The sequence below is a fragment of the uncultured Sulfuricurvum sp. genome (assembly GCF_937936435.1).
Taxonomy (GTDB): Bacteria; Campylobacterota; Campylobacteria; order Campylobacterales; family Sulfurimonadaceae; genus Sulfuricurvum.
Window position 1 is genome coordinate 12,000 of record NZ_CALDDG010000051.1, and the last position, 25,459, is coordinate 37,458.

General features: G+C 47.2%; 21 protein-coding genes. 10 read left to right on the top strand and 11 right to left on the bottom strand.

From position 1 onward, the window contains the following. The first annotated feature begins 20 nt into the window (after positions 1-20). The 4 genes from Q0389_RS05955 to Q0389_RS05970 are packed head-to-tail and all read left to right on the top strand — an operon-like array spanning position 21 to position 5,224. Entirely contained in the window at positions 21-338 is a 318-nt protein-coding gene (locus tag Q0389_RS05955; protein WP_298692684.1) for a metalloregulator ArsR/SmtB family transcription factor, read from the top strand. Then, positions 331-2,463 (top strand): bifunctional acyl-ACP--phospholipid O-acyltransferase/long-chain-fatty-acid--ACP ligase, encoded by a 2,133-nt coding sequence (gene aas / locus Q0389_RS05960; protein ID WP_298692686.1) that lies wholly within the window; start codon positions 331-333, stop codon positions 2,461-2,463. The genes Q0389_RS05955 and aas overlap by 8 nt, the downstream gene beginning before the upstream one ends. Further along, the gene (locus Q0389_RS05965) at positions 2,460-3,731 is read left to right on the top strand and encodes an MFS transporter (protein WP_298692688.1); all 1,272 of its coding nucleotides are present in this window, start codon (positions 2,460-2,462) and stop codon (positions 3,729-3,731) included. The genes aas and Q0389_RS05965 overlap by 4 nt, the downstream gene beginning before the upstream one ends. After that, positions 3,728-5,224: a YiiX/YebB-like N1pC/P60 family cysteine hydrolase gene (locus Q0389_RS05970; protein ID WP_298692689.1), complete on the top strand. Its 1,497-nt coding sequence runs from the start codon at positions 3,728-3,730 to the stop codon at positions 5,222-5,224. The genes Q0389_RS05965 and Q0389_RS05970 overlap by 4 nt, the downstream gene beginning before the upstream one ends. Positions 5,225-5,237: 13 nt before the next feature. Here the strand turns inward: Q0389_RS05970 and Q0389_RS05975 are convergent, their stop codons facing one another. The 8 genes from Q0389_RS05975 to Q0389_RS06010 all read right to left on the bottom strand — a co-directional run bounded on the left by Q0389_RS05975 (position 5,238) and on the right by Q0389_RS06010 (position 13,572). Then, positions 5,238-6,242 carry a DUF4760 domain-containing protein gene (locus Q0389_RS05975; RefSeq protein ID WP_298692692.1) on the bottom strand — a complete coding sequence of 335 codons (1,005 nt, stop codon included), beginning with the start codon at positions 6,240-6,242 and terminating at the stop codon, positions 5,238-5,240. A 147-nt stretch (positions 6,243-6,389) separates the two neighbouring features. Beyond that, positions 6,390-7,658: a 3-isopropylmalate dehydratase large subunit gene (locus Q0389_RS05980; protein ID WP_298692694.1), complete on the bottom strand. Its 1,269-nt coding sequence runs from the start codon at positions 7,656-7,658 to the stop codon at positions 6,390-6,392. A 78-nt stretch (positions 7,659-7,736) separates the two neighbouring features. Further along, complete coding sequence (locus Q0389_RS05985; protein WP_298692698.1) at positions 7,737-8,138, bottom strand: cytochrome c; 402 nt, start codon at positions 8,136-8,138, stop codon at positions 7,737-7,739. Between the two features lie 82 nt (positions 8,139-8,220). Beyond that, the gene (locus Q0389_RS05990; RefSeq protein ID WP_298692701.1) at positions 8,221-8,922 is read right to left on the bottom strand and encodes an energy transducer TonB; all 702 of its coding nucleotides are present in this window, start codon (positions 8,920-8,922) and stop codon (positions 8,221-8,223) included. Continuing rightward, positions 8,919-9,557: a sulfite exporter TauE/SafE family protein gene (locus tag Q0389_RS05995; RefSeq protein ID WP_298692792.1), complete on the bottom strand. Its 639-nt coding sequence runs from the start codon at positions 9,555-9,557 to the stop codon at positions 8,919-8,921. The genes Q0389_RS05990 and Q0389_RS05995 overlap by 4 nt, the downstream gene beginning before the upstream one ends. 12 nt (positions 9,558-9,569) lie before the next feature. Continuing rightward, positions 9,570-10,571 (bottom strand): 4Fe-4S binding protein, encoded by a 1,002-nt coding sequence (locus tag Q0389_RS06000; RefSeq protein WP_298692703.1) that lies wholly within the window; start codon positions 10,569-10,571, stop codon positions 9,570-9,572. Further along, complete coding sequence (locus tag Q0389_RS06005) at positions 10,564-11,382, bottom strand: hypothetical protein (protein ID WP_298692706.1); 819 nt, start codon at positions 11,380-11,382, stop codon at positions 10,564-10,566. The genes Q0389_RS06000 and Q0389_RS06005 overlap by 8 nt, the downstream gene beginning before the upstream one ends. Before the next feature lie 9 nt (positions 11,383-11,391). Then, a complete protein-coding gene (locus tag Q0389_RS06010) occupies positions 11,392-13,572 on the bottom strand; it encodes a TonB-dependent receptor (protein WP_298692708.1) in 2,181 nt (726 codons plus the stop codon). 140 nt (positions 13,573-13,712) lie between these two features. Between Q0389_RS06010 and Q0389_RS06015 the strand changes: the two genes are divergently transcribed. From Q0389_RS06015 to Q0389_RS06040, 6 genes are all read left to right on the top strand, one after another. Continuing rightward, positions 13,713-15,896 carry a TonB-dependent receptor gene (locus Q0389_RS06015; protein WP_298692710.1) on the top strand — a complete coding sequence of 728 codons (2,184 nt, stop codon included), beginning with the start codon at positions 13,713-13,715 and terminating at the stop codon, positions 15,894-15,896. 129 nt (positions 15,897-16,025) lie between these two features. Continuing rightward, complete coding sequence (locus Q0389_RS06020; RefSeq protein ID WP_298692713.1) at positions 16,026-16,862, top strand: hypothetical protein; 837 nt, start codon at positions 16,026-16,028, stop codon at positions 16,860-16,862. After that, positions 16,849-17,862, top strand: coding sequence for a 4Fe-4S binding protein (locus tag Q0389_RS06025; protein ID WP_298692715.1), 1,014 nt, complete (start codon positions 16,849-16,851; stop codon positions 17,860-17,862). The genes Q0389_RS06020 and Q0389_RS06025 overlap by 14 nt, the downstream gene beginning before the upstream one ends. After that, positions 17,852-19,123 (top strand): 2-hydroxyacyl-CoA dehydratase subunit D, encoded by a 1,272-nt coding sequence (locus Q0389_RS06030; protein WP_298692717.1) that lies wholly within the window; start codon positions 17,852-17,854, stop codon positions 19,121-19,123. The genes Q0389_RS06025 and Q0389_RS06030 overlap by 11 nt, the downstream gene beginning before the upstream one ends. After that, positions 19,120-19,917 carry an acyl-CoA dehydratase activase gene (locus tag Q0389_RS06035; protein ID WP_298692719.1) on the top strand — a complete coding sequence of 266 codons (798 nt, stop codon included), beginning with the start codon at positions 19,120-19,122 and terminating at the stop codon, positions 19,915-19,917. Before Q0389_RS06030 ends, Q0389_RS06035 begins: the two co-directional genes overlap by 4 nt. A gap of 10 nt (positions 19,918-19,927) precedes the next feature. Continuing rightward, positions 19,928-22,021 (top strand): TonB-dependent siderophore receptor, encoded by a 2,094-nt coding sequence (locus tag Q0389_RS06040; RefSeq protein ID WP_298692722.1) that lies wholly within the window; start codon positions 19,928-19,930, stop codon positions 22,019-22,021. A gap of 122 nt (positions 22,022-22,143) precedes the next feature. Here Q0389_RS06040 and Q0389_RS06045 read toward each other — a convergent pair whose 3' ends face one another. The 3 genes from Q0389_RS06045 to Q0389_RS06055 all read right to left on the bottom strand — a co-directional run bounded on the left by Q0389_RS06045 (position 22,144) and on the right by Q0389_RS06055 (position 25,450). Next, positions 22,144-23,337: a hypothetical protein gene (locus Q0389_RS06045; protein WP_298692724.1), complete on the bottom strand. Its 1,194-nt coding sequence runs from the start codon at positions 23,335-23,337 to the stop codon at positions 22,144-22,146. Between the two features lie 12 nt (positions 23,338-23,349). Further along, the gene (locus Q0389_RS06050; RefSeq protein WP_298692725.1) at positions 23,350-24,603 is read right to left on the bottom strand and encodes a cytochrome c; all 1,254 of its coding nucleotides are present in this window, start codon (positions 24,601-24,603) and stop codon (positions 23,350-23,352) included. Positions 24,604-25,018: 415 nt separating this feature from the next. Continuing rightward, positions 25,019-25,450 (bottom strand): hypothetical protein, encoded by a 432-nt coding sequence (locus Q0389_RS06055; RefSeq protein ID WP_298692727.1) that lies wholly within the window; start codon positions 25,448-25,450, stop codon positions 25,019-25,021. Positions 25,451-25,459: the final 9 nt, after the last annotated feature.

Genomic DNA, 25,459 nt, shown 5'->3' on the forward strand with positions numbered 1-25,459 from the left:
AAGAATTTAGGATTATGACTATGAAAACCAATTATACAGATGCTCTTCCCCCGGAATGGAAACCGATGTCCGATATTTTCACCGCGCTGGGGGATGAACACCGCCAGCGGATGCTGATGCTGTTTGAACCTGACGAGAGGCTAACAGCAGGGCAGATCGCGGATGCTTCGACGCTCGCCCGCACGACCGTCTCGCACCACCTCAAGATTTTACGTCAGGCTGAGGTGCTGTTGAGTGAGAAAAAAGGGAAAGAGGTGTGGTTTTGGATCAACAAGCCGTTACTCGAAAAGACGTTTGGAAATGTACTCTGTTATTTGCAAGGGAAGAGTCATGATTAAGGCGATTTTACGATTTTTGGTTCGAATGGCATTCCGGATACGGGTAGTCGGCCAATTTACAACCGAAGGGGATCGGACGCTCATAATCGCCAATCACCAATCTTTTTTGGACGGATTGATTGTCGGGCTGATGCTTCCGATCGCGCCCGTATTTGTCGTTAATACCGAAATCGCGAAACGGCCGTTTGCGAGGTTGTTTCTCTCTTTGGCCGATTATCTGGCGGTTGACCCCGCTAATCCGATGGCGATTAAACAGATTATCCGTCTCGTCGAGAGCGGACGTCCTGTCGTTATTTTCCCCGAGGGGCGGATTACGACGACGGGCTCTTTAATGAAGATTTATGAAGGATCGGCTTTTGTCGCGGTTAAGACGGGTGCTACCGTCGTTCCGATCATTATCGAAGGGGCGATATTCAGTGCTTTGTCCCGTATGCCTCAGCACCATCCTCATCGCTGGTTTCCTAAAATCACCCTCACGTACTGCTCCCCTACCCGCATTGAATTGCCCGAAGGGGGTACATCGCATCAGCGCCGTACCCGTTCCGGGGAGGCAATGCGTTCTTTGATGCAACGGTGTATCTTCGAATCGCGCCGTCCTAACGATATTTTCGGTGCTTTTTTGGATGCGGCGTCAGCGTACGGAATGTCACGGGCGATTATCGAAGATACGAAGCAAATCGAATATACGTATCGGCAATTATTGACGATGTCGTTGGGTCTGGGGCGATTGGTTTCCCGTCACAGTGTCTCCGATGAAGCGATCGGTGTTTTGATGCCGACGGCGGTGCCGACGTTAGCTCTGATCCTGGGCCTGAGTGCGATGGACCGTATCCCCGCGATGCTCAATTTTACCGCCGGAGCGGACGGATTGCAAAGTGCCTGCGATGCGGCAAAGATACAAACGATCATTACCTCTACGGCTTTTGTCGAGCAAGCCAAACTCACTTCCAAACTCGAAGCATTGCGCAATGTAAACATCCTTTATCTCGAAGAGATGAAGCACGAGATGACTTTATGGGATAAGGTGTGGCTGATGGGATATGCCATCCGTTTCCCGCGGTCGGTTTGTATCCAAAAAGATCCGAAAGAGGCTGCGGTCATCCTTTTTACTTCCGGTTCGGAAGGGAAACCTAAAGGGGTGGTTCTTTCGCATGAGGCGTTATTGGCCAATATTTATCAAATCCGCTCCATCGTCGATTTTTCGACGGAAGATAAAATGCTAAATGCTCTACCGATTTTCCATTCGTTCGGACTCACGGCGGGGACGCTTCTGCCTGTATTGAGCGGGATGCGGCTATTTTTGTATCCTTCGCCGTTGCATTATCGGGTGATCCCGGAAATCGCGTATGACCGATCGTGTACGATTTTATTGGGAACCGGTACCTTTTTATCCAATTACGGTCGCCAAGCCCATCCGTATGATTTTTACCGCTTGCGTTATGTGATCGCTGGAGCCGAAAAACTCTCCGAGAGTGTACGGGACGCATGGTTTGAGAAATTCGGAATACGGATTTTCGAAGGATACGGTGCGACCGAAACGGCTCCGGTCATCGCCGTCAATACCCCGATGGGATATAAAAGCGGGACGGTCGGCCAGATTTTGCCGGGGATCGAGCATAAGCTTATCAGTGTTCCGGGGATCGATGAGGGCGGAATTTTGCACGTCAAAGGGCCGAATGTGATGAGCGGATATTTACGCTCCGAGCGTCCTGGCTTTCTTGAAGCTCCTGTTTCGGATGCGGGAGAGGGGTGGTACGATACAGGTGATATCGTTACTATCGACGACTCTGGCTTCGTTCGCATCGCGGGACGGGTGAAACGATTTGCCAAGATTGCGGGGGAGATGGTTTCGCTCGAATCGGTCGAAAAATTGGCGTTCATTACCTCTCCGAGCTTTGTGCATGCTGTCTCTTCCAAAAGCGATCCTTCCCGAGGGGAGATGATCGTCCTCTTTACGACCGATAAAGAGCTGGGTCGGGATGCCTTGCAACAAAATGCCAGAACACAGGGGTATCCTGAAATCGCTGTGCCGCGTAAAATCGTCGTCGTCGATGCGATTCCGCTGTTGGGAACCGGAAAAACCGACTATGTAACGTTAAAAACCATGGCAGGCGAGATCGCATGAGCAGTCCGGTATATCTGCTAAAGACACGGCGGTTCGCTCCTTTGTTTACGGCCCAGTTTTTGGGCGCTTTCAACGATAATTTGTTTAAAAATACCCTTGCGGTCATTTTGACTTTTCAAGCCGCGCAATGGACATCGATCTCTTCGGCACTTCTCGCCCCGCTCATCGGTGCTGTTTTCATTTTGCCGTTTTTTCTTTTTTCCGGTTTGGCGGGAGAAGTTGCCGACAGTTTCGATAAAGCGCGATTGGCACGAATCGTCAAGGTGTGGGAACTGTTTTTGATGGTGATCGCTACCGTCGGGTTTAATCTCCACTCTTTTGGCTTGCTTATGGCGGTTATCTTCGGGATGGGGATGCATTCAACCCTGTTCGGTCCGATCAAATACTCGATCATTCCGCAGCACATGGGGGAAAATGAATTGGTGAGCGCCAATGCTCTGGTCGAATCGGGAACGTTTGCGGCGATATTACTCGGAACAATCGGCGGCGGGCTTTTGGCCGCCCATCCGAACGGCGGCGTGATCGCCGGAATAATCGGGAGTGCGGTCGCGGCAATCGGCTATATCGCCAGCCGTCAAATCCCGACTGCTCCTTCGCTCACTCCCAATCGGTCTTTGAGTTTTAATCTCTTTGCCCAAACCCTGAACTCGGTTCGTCTGGCAAACGGCAATCGGGTCGTGTTTCTTTCGATCCTCGCCATTTCATGGTTTTGGCTCTATGGAGCGTTGCTGCTCTCGCAGTTTCCCTCTTTTGTGAAAACGGTATTGATGGGGGATGAAGCGACGGTAACGATTCTGCTCAGCCTCTTTACGGTCGGGATCGGTGCAGGGTCGATGGTATGTGAACGGCTCTCTCATCATACGATTCGCCCGTCATTGATCGTTGCGGGGGCAATAGGGATGTCGATTGCCGGCATCGATTTTGCCCTCAACGCCCAGAGCTTTCAGGCCGTCAGTACACTCAACAGCAATCCCGCGTTTTGGCGCATATTGGCCGATTTGGTGTTGATCGGGGTATTCGGCGGGTTGTACAGCGTCCCATTGTATGCGATCATGCAAAACCGAAGCGATGCACAAGTGCGTTCGCGTATTATCGCTGCCAATAATATTCTCAATGCCCTATTTATGGTCGGCGGTGCGGTGGCAACGATGATGCTTTTAGAAAACGGATGGAGTATCCCGTCCATTTTTCTCATGATAGCGATAGGGACGGCATTGGTTGCGGGGATAATCGCTTGGAAAATCAAACAGATAGGAGAACGGGAATGAAACGGTACAATCATGCGATTATTGCAGCATTTATAATCGTCGGTATCGGCGTATCGAATGTGTCGGCACGAGGATCAGACCAGAGTGATTTGGCGCAGTTGGTCAACACCGCACGTCAGAACGATGCGCTGGCAGTGGAGGATCTGATCCACCGTTCTCTCGATCTGCGCGAAAAAATCCTCCCTTTTATGGGTGAAGCGGAGAGATCGATCAAATCGCATCAAGGGGCTCTTCCGTCGACGCTTTCGGTGAAAATCGCCAGATCGATCCATGAAGCCGATGCTGTTCGAACCAGCTTGTTCCCGTATGCTCTGCGCTATCGCAATGCGCTTTACCGCACCGATGCGTCGCTGGGAGATCGTGACCGGATTGAATCGATCGTGATTTCGATGGCGGCGGCACTGACGCTTTATGACAATGCCCATTTTATGGAAGAACATTTTCACGATAAAAGCGAGCTCCGTGCCAAGCTCAATGAGGCGTATCCCGAATACGGAGTGGACGAGAACTTTTACAAAGATTCGCTTATGCGGGCGAATGCTCTGACTTATCGCTCCACAATGCTCGATGCGATCCGATTTTTCGAGGACAATCGTCAAACGATCGCACGTTATATCGCGCAGGGCGATCCCTCGATTCGATACTTGTACGAGTATATTGAGAATTCGCCGATGCGTGTGACGTTAGGGGGAGACAATGCGTTCAAAGAGATCGCCGATCAGGTCGGCGTACTGCTCACCCGAACGGCAGAACTGCCTCTTACGACCGTTGAAAAACTCAAATTCAATTTCTCGAAAGTATTAGGCAATACGATGGGAATGGTACGGTGGCGCAGCGGAAAACTGCGTGAGGATAAAGCGTTTCTGAGCGAATTTTCGACACACCTTAAACCCGGTGACGTATTACTGGAAAAGACTCCGTTTGCTCTGACAGACAAGACGATTCCCGGACATTTCGGTCATGCGGCACTCTATATCGGAACCTATGAGCAGCTTCGCGACCTGGGTGCACTCAATGAACCGTTTGTTAAACGCCATCTGGATGAGATCAAAGCGGGCAAAGTAATCCTCGAAGCCTTGCGTGAAGGGGTAGTGCTGAACAGTGTCGAACACTTTATGAATATCGATGATGTCGCGGTACTTCGACCAAGTCGTCTCTCTAACGATGAAATGAGAGGCTCTTTGGACCTCGCGCTTAGCAACTACGGGAAAAAATACGATTTCGATTTCAACGTCAATACTACCGAAACGATCGTATGCTCCGAACTTGTCTATGTCGCTTATCCGCAGATCGACTTTATGACGAAGAAAGTATTGACGAGTTTTACGATTTCGCCGGATGATATTGCCAAAATGGCTTCGGGGGATAAGAAGGCACCGCTGGAACTTACCTTTTTTGCTCATGACGGTAAAAAAGTATATGCCAAAGGGGAAAAAGAGGAGGGGGATAAACTCTATCGTACCCTTGTAGGGATAGAAGATACCTACCGATAAAGAGGCGAGATTTTTATCCTTTGGACGGAAAAGAATAGGTCCCCTCCAACACTTCCGCGTTGAAAGAGGCCGATTGTTTCATATATTCGTATTGACGAGGATGCAAAGGCTGAATGCGGTCCAAGACATTGAGATAGCGTTGCATCACATAACACGGTTCGCTGCAATGATCGAGTAAATGCTCATTTTGGCCTACAAACGTAACAACAGCATCCGATGGTGCAAGAATTGATGAGGAGATATACGGAGTTACCTCAATACAATCGTAATTGACCTCCCGCTCTTTCAGGCGGTTGAGCTCTTCAAACGTGACGCTAAAGAGCATCCCGTTCACTGAGCCGTCGGAATCTTTTCGCAAATTTAGAAAAAGCGCTTTTACGTGATGTTGCAATGCATCGGAAAAAATATCGATTACGATGTCCCACCCGCGGGCATACCCTTGTAATGTGGCATCAAAAAGAGGGTATTTTGCTTCTTGTCGTTGAAGCGTTTTGTGGATACTCTCTTCCAGCATCAGCGAACCGTATCCAAAAACATAGATTTTGCCTGTGTTGTTTTCCGCTTTTTTTGCCACTTTAACTTCCATGGACATCAGTTCGAACCGCTTATATATCGTAAAGTCTCCCGTCAATGCCCGCACGGTGTAAATAAAATCGGCAAACCGTTCCCAGTTCGAGACGATTAAAAAATCAAAGTTTCGGTAAAAGATATGCTTATCCACCATCCCCTTCTCAAAAGCGACAGCCAATTCCTGAAAGAGATTGAGATAGGTGCGTATTTGCACCGACATGGAGATGTCTTCGCTCTTTTTTGATTTTAACAATGCCGATAGACTCGTCGGATCAGGATTGTCAACAATCCACTGTTCTATAGCGATCCGAAGTTCCATAAAGTCTTTATTGTTAAAACGTTCGATGTAGGCAAACGCCCGATTTCGGATAAAGTGGGCATACGTTTGCCGTGCGACAAACACTGCCCCTATCAACGATACGATAATCCCTAATGTATCGGTGTCCATTCTAACCCTTTGATACGGTATAAATTTGTAAGTAGTATAGTGAGAGAATGCTAAAAATGTGTAGGGCTCTCGGTCCCATTACACCTCTACGAGCGCGTTTCGAAAAAAGAGGTGTAATACAAGATGGGGATTCCCCCGGAAGAAAGATTATTGGAGAGTTGCGGGATCGGTGATGACCCCTGTTATCGCTGAAGCGGCAGCTACGGCAGAGTTGGCCAAATAGACTTTTGAGCTGCGTGAGCCCATGCGTCCGACAAAGTTACGGTTGGTCGTGGAGACGGCAACTTCGTTATCGCCCAAAATCCCCATATATCCGCCCAAACAGGCACCGCATGTCGGATTAGAAACGACTCCGCCCGCATCGACGATGATATCGATGTAACCGGCTTTGGTCGCTTCGCGTAAAATCCGTTGGGTTCCCGGAGTGACGATCAGACGAACGTCCGGATGCACTTTTTTCCCTTCCAAGATTTCAGCGGCGATTTTAAGGTCGCTTAAGCGGCCGTTGGTGCAGCTTCCGATGAATGCCTGATCGACTTTGATTCCGTCGCTAACCGCCTGGCTGAGGCTGTGGCCGTTGGACGGCAAGAACGGATAGGCGATAACCGGTTCGAGATTAGCGACATCGATTTCAAGTATCTGAACATAGACCGCATCGTCATCGGAATAGTGGATTTTCGGCTCACGGGCAAGCGGTTTATCCGCCAAAAACTCCGCGGTAATCTCGTCATAGGCGACGATACCGCTTTTCGCTCCCGCTTCGATCGCCATGTTACACATGCTGAAACGGTCGTCCATACTGAGGTGAGGGATCGTGCTGCCGACGAATTCGAGCGTTCGGTAAAGTGCGCCGTCGACGCCGATGAGGCGGATCACTTCAAGGATGATGTCTTTTCCGGTCGTGTATTTGCCCGGTTTGCCGCTGAGGATCACTTTGATCGACTCAGGGACTTTGAACCAGTTACCCCCCGTGATCATTGCAAACGCCAAGTCGGTCGAACCCATCCCCGTAGAGAAGGCACCGAGCGCTCCATGAGTACAGGTATGTGAATCCGCACCGATGATAACGTCACCCGGAACGACTAACCCTTTTTCAGGGAGAAGAGCGTGTTCGATCCCCATGTCTTTTTCGTCGAAGAAGTTTTTCATCGCGTATTTTTTCGCAAAATCGCGGCTAATACGGGCTTGATTTGCCGATGCGATGTCTTTTGCCGGAATAAAGTGATCCAAAACAATAGAGAATCCGTCCGGATTGGCAAGCTTGGTCGCACCCGAATCTTCGAACGCTTTGATCGAGATCGGGGTTGTGATGTCGTTTCCGATGACCATATCGATCGGAGAACGGACGATTTCACCTGCATATACAGGTTTTCCGACATGCTCGGAGAATATTTTTTCAGTTATAGTCTGACCCATAGTAATACCTTCAAAAGGGGCTAAATAATGGCGCGATTATACCACACCCGATCTTAGGTTTTTTTGCCTCCCTATCGGTTAGCGGTTGAATCTCGGTCCGAAAGTATCGTAAACATAGGCGGCGACCGTTTGTGCTTCTTCGGGGGTTAGATTTCCTTTTTGAGAGGGCATCAGGCCGAAACGGGCAATCGATTGCGGCATACAGAGCGCTTTGCTTTGAGCCGGAGCCTCAAGGTAATCGGCGATAAAAGCTATCGCTTCGGCGCGGTCCGGCTTAGCCTGTTTGACATGGCGCATGACCCCCATCATCGGCGGGGCGATCATGTTTTTCATCTCTTCCGCGCTCGGGCGTTGTTTTAAATGGCACATCGAACATTTTTGCTCGAACAGACTCTCTCCGTTTTCTTGTGCGAAACTCTGTACGGGGGCAATGGAAAGTGCGATCAGCGTACTGAACGTTAAAAATTTCGGGATCAACATCGGGACTCCTTTTTATAAGTGGATGCAGTGTATAAATAATACATCAATATTATAATTAAAATAATAAAAATAGATATTATTTTTAGTTTAGTCTGAACTCCAGCGTCAATTTGACTTCCGTAGGAAAAAGGCCGGAGAGCGCTTCGGGAATTTTGACCCCCGATGCCGATGCTACGGCATTTTTAGCCGCTTCATGAAAGATGGATTCTCCTTCGGAAACGATGACGTCGCGAATAGAACCTCCGCTATCGAGAGTGAATCGGATATTAACGTCCCCCTCCATCCCTCTGCGCCGTGCGGCGGAAGGGTAGCGGAGGCTTTGTTGGATTTTAGTGCGCAAACCGGCAAAAAACGATTGCTTTTCGGCACTGATATCGATTTTCGGCTGTGCTTTAGGAGCTGCCGCGGTTACGGGAAGAGAAGATGGTTTGCTCTCAACAGACGGTAAGGGGGATGGTGCGGGAACAGAGGGTTTCTCTGTCGATATCGTGGCAACTTTTTCCCGAATCGGCGGAATATCGCGGACAATAGATTTCTGCGGCGGTTCTTGCGGTGTGCTTACATTTTTTTGTTTGGGCATTTCGGCAGGCGGATGAGGTACCGAAAAAGAGGGCGGTACGATAGTAGGGGAAGGGTTTGAGAACGATACCAGAGATATTTTTTTGAGGGGGAGGGCAAATTTTTCGGGAGTGTTATGGAACATATTGAGCATTAATGCGGCGAATAAGGCCATAAGAGAGTGAAATACCAACGATAGACTGAGGGCTTTTGAGGTTGTATTCATAATCGTATCCATCCGTTAAAAATTGCGATTCCTATCCCTGCTAGCAAGAGCGGGGCAAAGCGCTGAAGAAGGTTTCGGTAGTTGCTGAGGTGGTGAAGACTCTCTTTCAAAATAGCCGTAAGGACGACCGAGAAAAAGAGAAACCACAGCAGCGTTGCTCCGAGCCCAAATGCCAAACCGTATGCGACGGCCCACATGAGCGATGACGATGCGGCGCTGAGCGTCATCATGGTGATGACGGGTGCGCACAGAGACATCGAAAGAAGCGCTCCCGTGAAAAACAGCTCGATTTTCCCCTGCGGAGAGGGAGAGGAGGCGCTGCAACATGATGAAGTGCGTCGGAGAGAGAACCACAGGCGTATGGCAAGAATCAGGGTGATGCTGCCGAGCAGATAGCCCATCAAATCGGTATCTTTAATCAGGGATTTAATCATGGATGAGCCGAGAAAAGCGATAAGGGAGAGAAAAATATAGCCGCTGATACGTCCCAGACTGATAGGGAGCAATACCTGTAAGCTTTGAGAACGTGTAGCACTGTTCGCCAATAAAATCGGTGAGAGCAGCGGCATGCAGCTGAGCATGCACGCGGTTGCCCCATAAGAGAGCGCAACAAGAAACAAGGAGAGCAGAGCCATCACTTCCACGGTTTAGCCTTTCCACCATTTATCGATTTTTGTCCGTTTTTTGAACGATTCTTTTGAGGAACTGAGAATCGTAAACGGACCGTATTTGAAGTTCATTACTCCCTCATGCGGGCAAAATTCGATACATCGTCCGCACAAGGTACAGTCACTGTGGGTGATATTTTTATTCTCTGCGCTCTCTTGAATCTCGAAAATATCCATAGGGCAGGCTTTGATACAGTTGCCGCACGAATCACAGCTGGATGAGCCGTTTTTGACGAGGCGAAGAAGGCCGATTTTTTTAAACAGAGTTTGCATCGGCAGGATCGGGCAGATACGGCAAAACGGCTGACGGACGAAGAGTGCAAGAGCGATCATCAGACCGAACAGCAAATCGGCGATCAGCGAGAGGGCAAAATAGCCTCCGTTGGCCTGAGAAATATAGATTTGGGACATATCTCCCGTCATCGCGGTGGTCATAATACGGCTTGGACAGACCGCGCAATAAGGCGCTCCCCATTCGTGCCCGAGATAGCCGATTCCGGTGAGAATCGGAAAAATAAGGACGAGAAATAAAAAGATAAACCATTTGATCGGGCGGATTTTCGTAACCGTTTCACGGCTGAGGGAGACGAGCTGAGTAAGCCCGAGTTTAGTCCCTATCATTCCTACGGTTTCTTGGAAAAAGCCCAGAGGACAGAGCCATCCGCAAAACGCTTTGTTTAAAACGAGAATGAGCGCTGCGACGGTGGCAATGGTGACGAGAGTTCCCATCAGGGCGGGAAGTACTTTCTCATCCTGAGTGAAAATCGTCGAGACCCGGTGATCCATCTGGTGCTGAAGCGGAATCAGGGTGCAGAAATCTCCTCCGCTTTGATCGTAGGCACAGGAGAGGGCGGGGAGACTTTGGGTCAGTTTGTCACCGGTGTAAAATGTGGTGAAAAATGCCGCACCGTAGACGAAAAAGACGAAAGCCGTCAGTTGAATCACCCGTCGCAGGGCGGTGAGAGTGAGCAGTTTATCCACGGGTAACTCCTTGGTTTTTATGTCGGCGGTAGAGGAAAAGTCCTCCTAAAAATCCGATAAATACGGCTCCCGCCCCATAAGGCTGTGATTGCCAATAATCGTTGGGATTGACGTAATAGGGCATGGAAAAAGTGCTGATATAGAGGGTTTTTTCCTCTTTATGCTCAATATTTAATAGAAACTCGGAGGGCTTGTTTTCACTGCGTCCGATTTGCACGTTTTTAAAATCATTCGGAAGGGTTATAGTAAATGATCCTCTATCATCGGAACGGTAGGTTTGAACGGCACTGTTATGGGTTTCGAGCGTAACCGAAGCGTTCGCCAACGGTTTGCCCCTATATTTTAGGAGAAATCGGTAGCTTTTTGACGCGGTATATCGGTCATGCTCCCGATGGAGAGGATCGGGGACGATCTCTAAGGAACTTTTTGTGAGCGCGGTTAACCGTGTCGGAGAAATTTTTGCGGGGCGTCCCTGCAAGGAGAGGTATCGTACGGCACTGTAAACAGTGTCTCCGGAACGGCTTTCGGAAACAAGCGCATAATATCCTCCCATCCGAGGTTTCGGGAGGATGACCGTATTACGCTTCATCGCTAACGGAATCGTTGAAAGGTCAGGACGGATCAGGGTGGACGTGGCATTTCCTTCCATGTTCATCAGGGCAAACATGGCACTCTCTCCTTTGCCGTGACCGCCGTGTTTCGCAGCTATTTTTTTGCCGTCGTCACATCCGTGCGGAATCCAATAGGAAGCATGTTCTCCGTATCCCCAAAGTGTTGCAGAGATAGAGAGTGCTAAGAGAAACGGTTTCATTGAGAATCCTTAAAATTTGACCGACAGCCCTGCCGTATAGACACGGCCCGGATTGACGGTAAGGGTGAGATCTTCTTTGTTATAGACGAAGTTGTAGTCGCGGTCTCCGCTGCTGCGCGCCGTATTGAAATAGAATTTATCAAATACGTTGTCGATGCGGGCAAAAAAATCGAAGGTATAGCCTTTGTATTTTTCGCTATGGCGGGCCAAGAGGTTGAAGACTTCATATCCGGGCATTTTGAGCTGATTGAGTTCATCGGCGTAATAGCTGGATTTTGCCGTTACTTCCGCCGATAAAACGGTACTGGCAGAGAGATTGTAGTTCCCGGTCAGATTGAGCGTATGGCGTGACGTTCTGGGAACCGTATTTCCTTTGAGATCGTAGTGAACCTGTGTGTATGAAGGAAGATACGGACTTCCCAATCCTAAATAGAAATTATCGTATTGGGTGAAATAGGCATCCAGATACGTATAGGCCAGATCGAAGGAGAAGGTTTTTTTCGCATCGCTTTGCAAAGATAGCTCCAACCCTCGGCTGCGCATGCCTCCGATATTTTCATATTTTTGGGGATTGGTGGCGGTTGCCGCGGTATATTGACCGATAGAGGACATGATATAGTTTTTGCGATCCAGTAAAAAGAGGGTCGTTTCGTAGGCGAACGTGTTATTGAATGCCGAAAAATTACCGCGAGCCCCTAGATCGTAATTGACCGCCTGTTCGGGTTTGAGATCAGGATTGTTAAGCACTTTGGAATCGAGGCTGATGGTTCCGTTGAACAGCTGATCGATCGACGGGGCGCGAAAACCGGTGGATCGGCTGACAAACAGGGTCGTCGAATCGTTGAGATTGTGAGTCAGACCGATACGGTGCGAATAGACGTTGAAATCTTTTTGCAGCGAGAGGGCATTAAGACGGTCGTCATAATCGAGCTGGATATTGTCGTAACGTCCGTTAAGTGTCAAGGTCGTCGCGTCGGTAAGGGGGACTTTGACTTCAAGATAAGGAGCGTAAACCTCTTCGGTGGTTTTGTTGTCTCCCGTCGGAGTTCCGGCGGTATAGACTGTCGGAGAAAAAGCACTGGTTTTAAAATCGACGAGATACGCGGTTTTGTTTTCATATACATTGTTTCGGACGTCCGCACCGAATAGGTAAGCGAAGTTTTCCCCTGAACTTCGGTATTCGCTTTTTAGACCGCGTTGAACCTGATGGTAATCGTTGCCGGTCGTATAGGCATCATCAGCCGTTACTACCGCTCCGGTAGAGCTGTATTTTTGGGGTGAGCTGACGAACTCGGTATTGTCTCCGTAGTGATAGATATTAACGAGGAGATTGGAGTTGTTGCCGAAATCTTTACTGTAGGTCAAAAAGAGTTTGAGCAAATCGACGTCATACATACGGGTATAGTCGCGTCCCTCCTGACTGGTTGGATCGTTGATCGCTTGAGTGATCCCTTCCACGGTTCCGTGGGAATCTTTTTCGCGGTGAGATGCTTCGATACCGAAGGTCAGATCGCTGGTGTCGTCGATGTAATATTGGAGTTTACCGTTCGCATAGCGTGCAAGATAATCTGAGTCTTTCCAGTATCCGTCACTTTTACGTTCGCTGATTTGAAGTCGTCCGTTAAAAGAGTCTTTCGCAAAAGAGGTCTCTGCTAAAAGTTTTCGGTAGCCGAAACTTCCGAACTCTGAGGCTACACTCGAGCGGTTGATCGCCCCTTTTTTTGTTGTGATGATGACGGCGCCCGCGAGGGCATCGTCACCGAACAGATACGATGCTCCCCCTTTGATCACCTTGATCGAGGCGATATTATCGAGATCGATGTTGACCGCTCCGGTCCGCTCGAATACCGGAACACCGTCGATGACGACTGCCACACCCGGTTTTTCTCCCATATAACGCTGATTTTCTACCCCGCGGATATGAATTTTCAGCGTATCGCCCGTTTTAATCTCTGTCGTGATTCCGGGGATCGCTTGGAGGACCTGCTGGAGGTTTTCGATATGGGCTTCGTCTACGGTTTCTCCTGAGATGGATGCCGTGGACGATACTTCGGTCTGGCCCGAATGAAACCGATCGTCGATCGTCGTTGAGTCGATACCGATAATACCGAGGTTTTCCGTTGCGAAACATGAAGCGCTTAACAGAGTAGATAAGATGAGACTTTGAGAGAGCCTGCGGTTATTTGCCATCGCAATTCCTTGGATTTAGGATTAAAAAGTGCGATTATGGAGAAAAAGTGTTACATTAGTGTTAATTCATTAGTTTAAGTTAACACTAATGTAACACTTCTTTGAAATAATCCTTTTAATTTTTTAATGCAAGGATATTAATGTTTAATATTAAGATATCTATGGCGGCTGTATTGTTTTGTAGCAGTGCTTATGCTACGGAAGAGGCTGATTTAGGGAGTGTGTCAATAACGGCAACCAAAACAGCGCAAAGTACATTGGAATCTCCAGCGAGTGTAGAGATAGTAACAGCAAAGAAGATAGAAGAAAAATCGGTTCAAAGAGCTGATGAAGCGATTAAAGATGTAGCAGGAGTCTATTTAAGGGCAGATGCAGATCACACGCCAAACAGTTGGAGCAACTCGGTGACACTTCGGGGAGTTCCGATGTACTATCGTACGGCCGTGTTAGTGGATGATGTTGTGATGAATAACGCGTTTTCAGCAGGAGTTAACTGGTCGAATATCCCGGTCGAAGATATTGAACGGGTAGAGGTGGTCAAAGGACCATTTTCATCGCTGTATGGTGGAAATGCAATGAGTGGTGTTATTAACGTAATTACAAAAGAGCCGACCAAACGCGAAGTAGTGATTAAAACGGGATATGGAAGTGATAATTATAAAAATTTTATTGCATCTTACAGAGATAAAATCACGGATAAGTTAGGGATAAATATCAATTTCGGTAAGAAAACCAGTGATGGGTATATCAACGATCTTGTGGTAAAAACACCTACAACCGGAACGGGCGGAACGATAGTGAGTGGTGCTCGGCAATCGACAGATAGCACAGGAAAAACAGTTTATATTGTAGGCGATAAAGGAACTAAAGGATGGTGGGAAGATGATGTCGGCATCAAACTTCATTACAGTTTTAATAATGATAATAAAATGTCAGCCGGATTTTCACATCATAAGCATGCGACGAAATATGATCATCTTAATACCTATCTGAGCGATGGAGCAGGAAACCCTGTTGTATCAGGGTCAGTGCAGTTGGACGCTACTTCAAAAGCGACACTTGCTGAAAAAGACTTTTTATTCGGTCCTACCGGAGAAGAGACCAACCGCTATACTCTTTCATATGAGAGCAAAATTTTCGATGATGTAAAAGTCAAGCTCAATACGCATTATACCGATTACGGGTATTGGTATATCTCTCAGTCGACAGGTGCGGTATCAAGCGGTGGAGCAGGAACGTATACCGATATTCCGAATACAACAAGATTCGGTTCACTGCAGCTGAGTTTTCCTCTCGGCAATATCAATTATATTGTGATGGGTGTCGATTTAAACCATAATGAGCTAGCGAAAAAAGTGAATGTTCTTCCTAATTGGACGGATGATTCGACGCGTACAACTCTTAATAGCGAGTCAAACGGTAAAAATACGACTAAAGCATTGTTTATACAGGATACGATTGATATTACCGATAATCTCGTAGCATATATAGGCGGACGATATGATAGTTGGGTGACTTCAGGGAGCTATATCGACTATACTAAATCGACCTTGACAAACTACGAGGAACGACGTGATTCACATTTTAGTCCAAAAGCTTCATTGGTCTATATGCCTAATGCACATACGACATTACGAACCTCTGCAGGCCAAGCCTTTAGAGCCCCTTCTTTAAGCGATTTGTACTCATCGTTTTACTCGGGGAGCAAACTTTACAGCTCCAGTCCTGATCTGAAACCCGAAACGTTGACATCATGGGAAATCGGGTTTGAACACATCTTTGATACAAAAACCCATTTTAAAACGACCTATTACGAAAACTATTTGAAAGATTTGATGTATACGACAGACATCAGTGCAACGCTCAATGAAAAACGAAATGCCGGAAAAGCAGAAATCAAGGGGATAGAATTAGAGGTACAGCAAGAGGTCACCGATGGGTTAAATGCGTTTGCAAACTTCACCTACAACCATACCGAAATCACGGAAAATATTAATAAACCTGAGATTGTTGGCAAACGGATGACGTATGTTCCTATGCGCCAGTTTAACGTCGGAATGAGCGGAGAGCAAGGAGGGTGGAGCGGATCGTTGATCGGTTGTTATGTAGATGATATCACGACCAAAGATGATAACTCTGATATCTATAAATCGACATACGGCGGTTATGAATCGTATTTTACTGTTGATGCAAAAATCGGGTTTCAAATACAAAAATGGATAAACGCTTCCATTGCAGTGAATAACATTTTTGACAAAGAGTTTTACCAATCCTCTCTGACTCCGGGACGGACAGTATACGGCGAACTTACGTTCAAATTTTAACGGTAAGAGATGATGAAGTCGTTTGGTTTAATCATAGCAATTGTTTTAGAATTGGTGCTCACATGTTCATTGCTTAGTGCAAACGAATCACTATGGCTCGATGAAGCAAAAAAGAAAAAGTGTTGCGAGGTGAAGTCAGATTTATCTCCTCAAAAAGAATTCTCTTTTAAATCAGGGAGTCTTCATAAAAACGAAAAACTAAAAGATTTGAGCGGTTCGATTTTGTATATTCGTGATATGGACGGAAAAATTGAAGAACACAATCTCTCCGGATCAAAAATCACGTTCATTCCTCAATACAAAGGAAACTATTATCTTTTTGTCGAGCGACGTTCTGTCCAAGATGGGACGTTGAACGTAGAGCTCTCTTCGCACCGCATCTACAACAAAGAGGGGAACCTCTCATGCGCATGGACGAAAGAAGTGCGTGGTAAAACCTCCGATTCCCGCTATCTGAGTGAACCGTTGCCGCAGTTGCCGTTTCAGTTGATTATGGAAAAATCGATCCATCGCCATCATATCAACTGTTGTCTCTATGCGGGGGATATCGCTCCGTTTAAAGTCTATTATAAAGGGGAATTGCTCCATGATGTGCCGTTGAGTGTCGAGATGGAGAGCGGATGGACAAACGTCATTGAGCCCTCCGATGATGGGACGGTGTCGTTCGAGATTCCGCGAAGCACGTACGCACCGGACAAAGGGGATAAGAAACGCTCCGAAAAGCTGTTGGTCAGTGCTTCGTACGATACCAACGAATCGGGAGTATTCGAGGGGAATGCGTATAGTAAAGTGCACTATACGATGACGATACCGCTTTCATTCGGGAATCCGCCGCTCGAATACGAATCCAAATCTCTGGCGTTTGCGACCGTGATCGGAGTGATGCTGGTGTTCTCGTTAGGACTCTATTATAACCGCCGACGCAAGCGTAAAACGCCCAAGGAGATCTATTTTGACGAAGAATAAGTTTGGTCTCCGCCGCAGTGTCAATAATATGAACCTCGTGCGGTTTCGGTTTTGGTTTCAGATTGCGGCGTTTGCCCTCATCGTTTACGGCGGATGGGCCGGAATCGATCTGGGAGATAAGCTCCCGACGTTTGCGTGTGTCTTTAGCTCCGATGCATCCGGGGGAAAATGTTACGTCGGCGAACTTCAGCACGATTTGCGTCATACGTTCGAGATGATGGCGGGATATGCCGGATACGCGTTTTTGATCTCATTGGGGATGTTTATCGTTTGGTTTTGGGTACTGAACAAAGGATGGTGCGGCTTTGTCTGTCCTCTGGGGACGATGCAAGACTGGCTCACGATGCTGCGCGAAAAAAGCAAAATCCGTTTTAGCGAATACTCGTGGGCAAACCGCAAAAAAATCAAGAGCATCAAATATATTTTGCTCTTTTTGATGCTTTTGCTACCGGTGATGGTCGCCAACTCGGTGTTTGGAGCGCCGAAATTGCCAAGCGGTCTTGCTATGCCGTTTTGCGATATTTGCCCCGGACGGATGATGATTCCGGCCTTTACGGGAGATTTTAACCAGTTTTACATCGACTTTTCGACGAAAACCGATCTGGTGATGGCGGTACTGGGGATGATTATGACGGGGCTGTTTTTGGTCGGATCATTCGTAAAAAAGCGGTTTTTTTGTTATTTTTGTCCGATGGCGGCCTTGCAGTATATTTTTTCGAAGCCCGCATTGCTCAAACTCTATAAAGACGGTTCAAAATGTACAAAATGCGGCGATTGTTACCATGCATGTGACATGGACATCCTTGAAATCGCTGACGACGTGACGACGAAAAATATGGTTACGGAGGATTGCACGTTGTGTCTCAAATGCGTCGCCGCCTGTCCCGAAGAGGGGTGTTTGGAAGCTAATTTTATGGGAGCTACTATTTTCGAATCGACCAAAGAGGGATTTGTTCTTCGAATGGCGATGGATCAGCATAAGGAGTCACATGCACACTGAACACGCGATTGAAACACCGCATCAGCGACAGAACCGTCACAAGGCGATGGAAGCGATAAATGTCATTAATGCCCTCAAAGAGGATTTTAAATTTCCGATCCAAAGCATGGGTTATTTTTACGATCTATTTGAAACGGTCTATTGCCGACATGAACCGCTGCATGAGGGGAAATCGAAAATCGGGACGATGTGTATCCAAATACCCTCCGAGATCATCTACGCGCTGGATGGTGTGCCGATCCGGCTATGCAACGGGTTTTATACCGATGATGAGATCGGCAGTGATCTGTTACCCCAAAAATCGTGTCCGTTGGTCAAGGCGACGGTGGGATGGTTTGCTTCGGATAATTTCTCTGACAAGCCTGATATCACCTTTTCTCCGACGACGTGCGATCAAAAAACCAAAGCGGGAGCCATCATCGAGAGTTTTGGTCATACCGTCATCGATGTCGGCTTTCCCCGTACCAAAGAGAGTGAAGAGAGCCGTCATTACTGGCGCGAGAGCGTCAAAAGTTTCGCGGTGAAACTCTCCAAATTTCAGGGGAAAAAACTGACCCGATCCAATCTGGAGAGTGCGATTAAAAAGATCGGCTACGCGCAGTCACTCTACCACAAGCTCACCGAATTTCGGAAAAACAAAGCGGTTCCGATTTTGGGTGTCGATATGTTTTTGGTCACAAATGCTTTTTTCTTTGATCGGATAGATGGGTGGATCGGCGCGGTTGAAAAACTGGTTGCAGAGTTGGAACAGCGAGTAAACGAAGGTGTAAATGTGGCAGGTAAAGCGAGTCCGCGCATCGTTTATACGGGGTCACCTCCTATTTTCCCCAACTACAAAATCCCCCTGATTATCGAGCAGAGCGATGCGGTCATCGTCGCCGATGAGACGTGCAGTTCGAACCGTATGTTTAACGACATGGTGGCGGTGGATGAGTGGAACCTCTACGACATGATCGATTCGGTTTCGGACAAATATCTTAAAGCGTGTACCTGTCCGATATTCACTCAAAACGATGATCGAATCCGACGGATTATCCAACTGGTACGCAGTTACAGTGGGGATGGGGTGATCTATCAGTCGTTTGCGGGGTGTCAGGTGTATGAGATGGAACAGCGCAGCGTTCTCGCAGCTATGGAGCGCGAAGGGATTCCGATCCTTTATATCGAGAGCGATTACAGCCCTTCACAGCACGGGCAGCTTACGACGCGGGTTGAGGCATTCGTTGAGTCATTAAAAAATCGAAAGAGAATGAAAAAATGAGATATTTTGTAGGGATTGACATCGGCTCTACCGCGATTAAGATCAGTGTGGCGGATGAGAATAAAAATCTGGTCGGGCATAAGATCAGTGCAAGCGGGAGTATGTTTTACAAATACGCTCAAGAAGCTCTCGGGGAGTTGTTGCGTGAGCTGGGAATCGATGAGAGCGAGGTTGTCTATACGGTAGCGACCGGATACGGGCGAAAACTGTTCAAAGAAGCGGATGAAAATGTGAGTGAAATCACCGCCAACGCTATCGGGGCGCAACAAGCCGCGAAAAGTTATGGCAAGATCAAAACGATCATTAACATTGGGGGACAAGACAGCAAGGCGATTTCTCTCGATACGGAGGGAAATGTGGTCAATTTTGCCATGAACGACCGATGTGCGGCGGGAACCGGAAAATTTCTCGATGTCGTCGCGATGAATTTGGAGATCGGGGTGGATGAACTGAGTGCGTACCATTTCAAATCAGTAGGGACTCCTCTCTCGATCAGCAGTACGTGCGCCGTATTTGCCGAATCGGAGATTATCGGATTGCTGGGGAATAATCACAGCGTGGAAGATATCGTCTCGGGAGTTCACTACTCGATTGCCAAGAGGATTGTGAAATTGGTGAAGCGGGTCGGGGTAAAAGAGAACATTTATTTCGACGGCGGGCCTGCCCTCAATGATGGCTTGGTCAGTGCGATTGAAAATGAGTTGGGTCATAAGATCTTTGTTCCTGAATATCCGCAAATCACAACGTCGTATGGTGCGGCAGTGTTAGCGTGTGATGCATTTATGTGTGAATAAGGAAAGCAGTGTGAGACAACGTCTTTTAACCCCTATAATCCTCATTTCAAGTGTAATGATTTCGGCCGCGTGCGCGCAAGAGGTTGTATCGCTCGATAAAATACAGATTGAAGAAAATTATACGGCTATCGATGAGCGGAGAGATAATTCCATCGCAAAACGGATAATCAACGGAGCAGAGTTAACGCAGTACGGCGATACGAATGCACTGGAAATTCTCAGACGCACCCACGGAGTCACTATTCCAAACGGCAAGGGAGCTAAAAGTGCTCCGGGAAAAGGGTATACCGTTGTTATGATAGACGGAGAGGAGACGACGACCAGTACGAGCCATCGTGCTAGCCCTTTGGAAAATATTTCTCCCGATATGATTGAAAAAATCGAGGTGATGACCAACGGTTCGGCAGAACATACCGCCGAATCGATGGGTGGGATCGTCAATATAATCCTCAAAAAACCAAAAGCGGAAGGGTTGACAAGTGCAAAACTCTCTTTTGGAACCTACGGTGATTTGTTCAATGAGTCGTTGTATGCCCAACGAGAAGGGAAGGTTGACAAGGTATCGTATCTCGTCAATTTTACAGCATCGGAGCGACGTAAAAATGACGATTATGACGCCTTAAAACAAAGCAGTTCCGGCTACAGTCTCGAAAATCGAGAGGATGAAGTGCATAATCAATCGTTAAATGTACGAAGTAAAATCATTTATACCCCCTCTTCAAAAAATAAATATATGTACGACGGCTCATTAACACGAAATCATGATGCGGAGGATATCGATTCGCAAACGTTTCTGGATGGCGCACCTTCGGCCTCATCCGCACTTCGAAGCGAAGACCGTTCCATGAGCACAATGCTATGGTCGGCACTCAGCGGCGAACATCATCTCTCAGGCGATCAACTTTTAGAGTGGAAACTCAAAATACATCAATACGAAGAGGACGGAAAAACGGTATCGGCATCAACACCCGTTACGAATATCAAAAAAGATGACGATTATGCCTTTAGCCGTTTTTACGGAATGGAAGGGGTATATTCTCTGATCTTGGATGAACATTTTGTGAAATCCGGTATCGAGATTAAGCGCTCAAATCAGCGTGATGAGGTAACCCGCAGTGTTAACGGTGTCGATACGACGGGTGTGGGTGACAATGTCCATATGCGTGAGGATAAAGTCTCGTGGTATCTACAAGATGAGATCAATTTCGGCGAGACGACGGTTATCACGCCGGGTATCCGATATGAAACGCTATCACGAGATTTCGGAGCGACTTCCAATACCGATTATTTTGTCGGGTCACTTCATATTTTAAATCACCTAAGCGGCAAAGATAATATCCGGGCCAGTGTCGCCCAAACGGTGAGACTTCCGCGATTAAGCCAGCTATCAACAAGCACAAATATGACTCTCGATTATAATGATATTCATCGTCCAGACGTAACCGGAAATCCGAATCTGACCGAAGAGAAAGCGCTGAGTTACGAGCTCCGTTACGAGCATTTTTTTGAGGATAAGGGGATCGTAAGTATCGGCGGTTTTTATCGCAATATCAACAATAAAATCGAAAATATCGTCCAATACGATACGCTAAGCGGACGGTATATCGAAAAACCGGAGAATGCGGGTAAAGGTTCGCTATACGGTGCCGAAATGGAGATCAAAAAATCGTTGAAAGACTATGTTGACGGATTGGGGATCTTTGCAAACGTGACACTGCAAGATTCGACACTTACGAATGCCCTGAGTGGAAATAAACGACCTATTAAACAAACTTCCAACTTTCTTTGTAATCTGGGATTCGATCACACGCTGAAAGATATAAAAGTAACTTACGGTGCGGCGTACCGTTATATCGGAGGATATGATGATCCGCAGGAATATCTCATCTCTGAGTCGCAAAAAGGGTACGGGACGCTCGATCTTTATGCGAGTAAACGGATCGATAAAACGTTTAAATTGCAGTTTAATGTGAAAAATATCGCGAGTGCGACTGTAGAGACAACTTCTCATCTGTATGATACATCGGGTGCGATTACGCAGACACAAATCGATAAAGAGCACTCTCGTCCGCAGATTCTTTTGACGTTGGATGGGAAATGGTAGGGTAAAGATTTTCACGCGAGAGCCTTAAGAGTTTTGAATCGTGAAGGAGGTCGATTTTTGCACGTAAGACTCTCGGGTGAAAACATCAAGAAGTCCAAAAAGGACTCTCTTGATAGAAGATGTTAGAGCGTATTTTTAAATAGAGCTACCATCCCCCATCCAAAATAGACAACAATCCATAGGACAAATATCGCCAAGGAAGCATTGGAGAGCTTGGATACGGCGGAACCCTCCGTTGCAGTATAGACACCTTCGGTTTTGCCGACTTTCCATGCCATGGTCAGGATAAAGGCGACTCCCGTAAATCCGAGAACGACAAATGTCAGTAAGAACATTGCGATGGTTTCCCACTCTAGATTCATGTGATAGCCGTACAAATCGTATCCGATACCGGTCATGATGTTGTATCGGATAAGCTCTCTGACGCCTGAGATCAACAGCGCAACAACGACCAGCACCCCTGTCGTAAGGTAGCTGTTTCTATTGCCCATTGCTAACATGAGGAGGATGACAACCGAAGCGACCGTAGCCAGTGAAAGCGGGTGCAAAAGGAGGTTCTCTCTTAGCATCCATACGGCGAACAACGCAGCACTGATGATCAAGCCGATGACGGCCATTTTGGTTCCCAAGTTTTTAACAAATTCCAGATATTTTGGCTCGAAATCTTGGCGTGTGCTCAAAAATCGGCTGTAATTTTGCATAAAAATTCCTGTTACCGGGATCATCAAACTCACCATAAATCCAAGACGAAGAGGATCGAGATGCATATTCCATCCGGAGTTATCGACAACACCGTTCGGGGCATACCAATCCATCCATTGGGTCGGTGAAATCGCTTCGACGGCAAAGTTGTGCATCAAAACACCGCAAAATACCAATATGGCAAACGAGACGATTCCGATAAGGGTGTTGCTCGAAGAACCCTTTTTATTGGCATATTGATACCAGTAGTACATCGTATATCCGATGATCAGCGCGTATATAAAGATAAAGACCCATGCTCCTGAGAGGGTGTTCGCCACATACCAGCCTGAATCATAGATGACCTGTGTGAACAGCAGCGGAGCAACCCCTAAAACGATGAGAACCGATATGCTGATTTTCCCCGTCATAATAAGATGCGGTGTCAGTATTTTCCAATACGGGTCGTTTTTTTGTCGGGTACTTCCGTAAATCGAAAGCCCCATAGAACCCAGCGCCAATAATACAAAAGCCGCGTGCAGAGCCCATGTTAGGACATACAGTCCTTGGAACACTACCGGGTAAAACGGTACCCCGGCGGCATCCTTCATTGCATTTATGAATGTTGCATCCATAATCGTTCTCCTTTATTTGGCTTGCGAGGCGATATAGGCGGCCATCGCATCGTACTCTTCATCCGGAAGAGAAATTTTTGGCATATAGGCGACAGAGCCCGTGCCGATGACATTTTTCATGTAGTCTTTGATCCCCTCTTCACCCATAGGACCGGCTAATGGCATGAGCGGACGGTAGAGACCGTCTTTTTCGAGTGAGTGACAATTTGAGCAGGCGATACGTGTCAGCAATTTTCCCACTTCAAGTTTGTTTTCGGGAGTGATAGTACGCAGCCGATCCGGAATCCAAGGATCCAGTTTTAACAACCCTTTTTCGGCCAATCGTCCTGTTTCATCTTTGATCCCTTTACCGGGGACGTCTCGCCCGATGATTTGATCGCTGTAGACGTATTGTCCGGCTACCCACGGTTTACGCATCGTTTCACGGAGTTTTTCACCCGGCCATACCCCTACGATTCCAATGACGAGCATCATCGTGATGGCAAGCGTTCGGGTAACCCATTGCGGTTTGATAATCGCGATCGAGAAATAGATCGAGAACAAGATGGCGAGAATGATACGGTTCATTACGATCGTATCTTTTTGCATTCCCAGCAGCGTGAGGGCATTGAGTGGGAGGGTATTAACATACCACATAAAGAAAAAGACGGTGACAAAACCGCCGAGCAAGCTGACCCATCCCATCTTTTGGGTCAATTCTTCTGAGAGTGCTTTGTTCTCTTTGCGCATGGCGGAGGAGATAATCATACCGATAATCCCCGACATCATAATCATAAAGCCGATCCGTAAAAACATATGAGGGAAGGTATTGATACCGAAAAACGCGTCGCTGGCAGAACCTGTCGTGTAATAGGCGTCTGTACCCGGCCACATCATAAAACTGATGATCCCGATGATCAGTGCGAGAGTACCGACAGAGGCAATCGCAAAGGTATAGGTGAGCTTCAGATGGGTTTTACGGTCAATCTTATCGATAAAATAGATGAGGGCAAAAACTCCGAGCACTTCGTAAACGAAAAAGACCCATTCCGTAGCCCATACCCATACAAAGTTGTGAATAAGGGCGCTGATGCCTCTGGGGCTGGCCGCTGTCGCCGTGTACCAGATACCCGGTCCCGTGATGGAGCCGATAACGTAGGAAAAGATCAGCAAAAACATGCCGTAGCGTTTCATATAATCATACAAATCGCTCCGGTTCTCTTTTTGCGCCTTGTACGCTAAAAAAGCAAACAAAAGTGCCGCACCCACCGACGTGTGAGATGCCATAATATGTATGGCTCCTGTAAGACCCATAAGCCAGGCCGAGCCGAAATGGGGAACATAAAATAAGGGATAAAATCCTAACAGATCCATAAAAATCCTCCTGTGCAATTAAAATATTTTGCTATTTAAAAGAGGAAACATATCTGTTGCGAGAGTGAGTATCGAACATACGTTTCCTAATATTTAAATAGGTTTGTATGCACGACAACGTCGGAGAAATAGCGTAAAAAACGTTATAATTATGGCGTTGCAATGCAATACGTTTTTCCGTCTGCTTGAGAGCTGCAATTCATAGAGCAGACGGATCGTGTTTGGGGTTTCTGCTGCGTTTTTCTCCTCCTGGTAATTTCCGAGACTAAGATTATGGACTTATAGTGTTAATTTTGTGTTAAGGAATTAATAAGGTTTTTTAAAAAAATCAGAAGGTTAAATTACATGCTTTCATCGTCATATTCCAATCGACCGAAAATTTTTTGAGGATGGTGTCCGGATCGTGAGGTATAGTGCAGTCCGAGCAGTCATGATGGATACTATTCTCATGCCGAAACGGTTTGCCTGCAGGTGCATTGATCGCGCAGTAGCTATAGACTACGATTCCCTCTGTGTCGGTCTGAGCATTGTCGTTGAAACGAAAATAGGGGCAGGCGCACCAGTAGCAGTTTAAGTTGGGAATATCGTGGCATTTACGCTTCGTCGTATAGAGCTGGCAAAAATCTTTCTCTTTTTCGACCATGTTTTCAAAGGTGAAATAGGCGACGATCTGATCGGGTGAAAGATTTTGTGCACTGAGCCGGCTGAGGATTCGACGGTGTTTTTCGGCGTGGGTCTGGAACCAGTGGGTGTATGTCATAAGGGTATA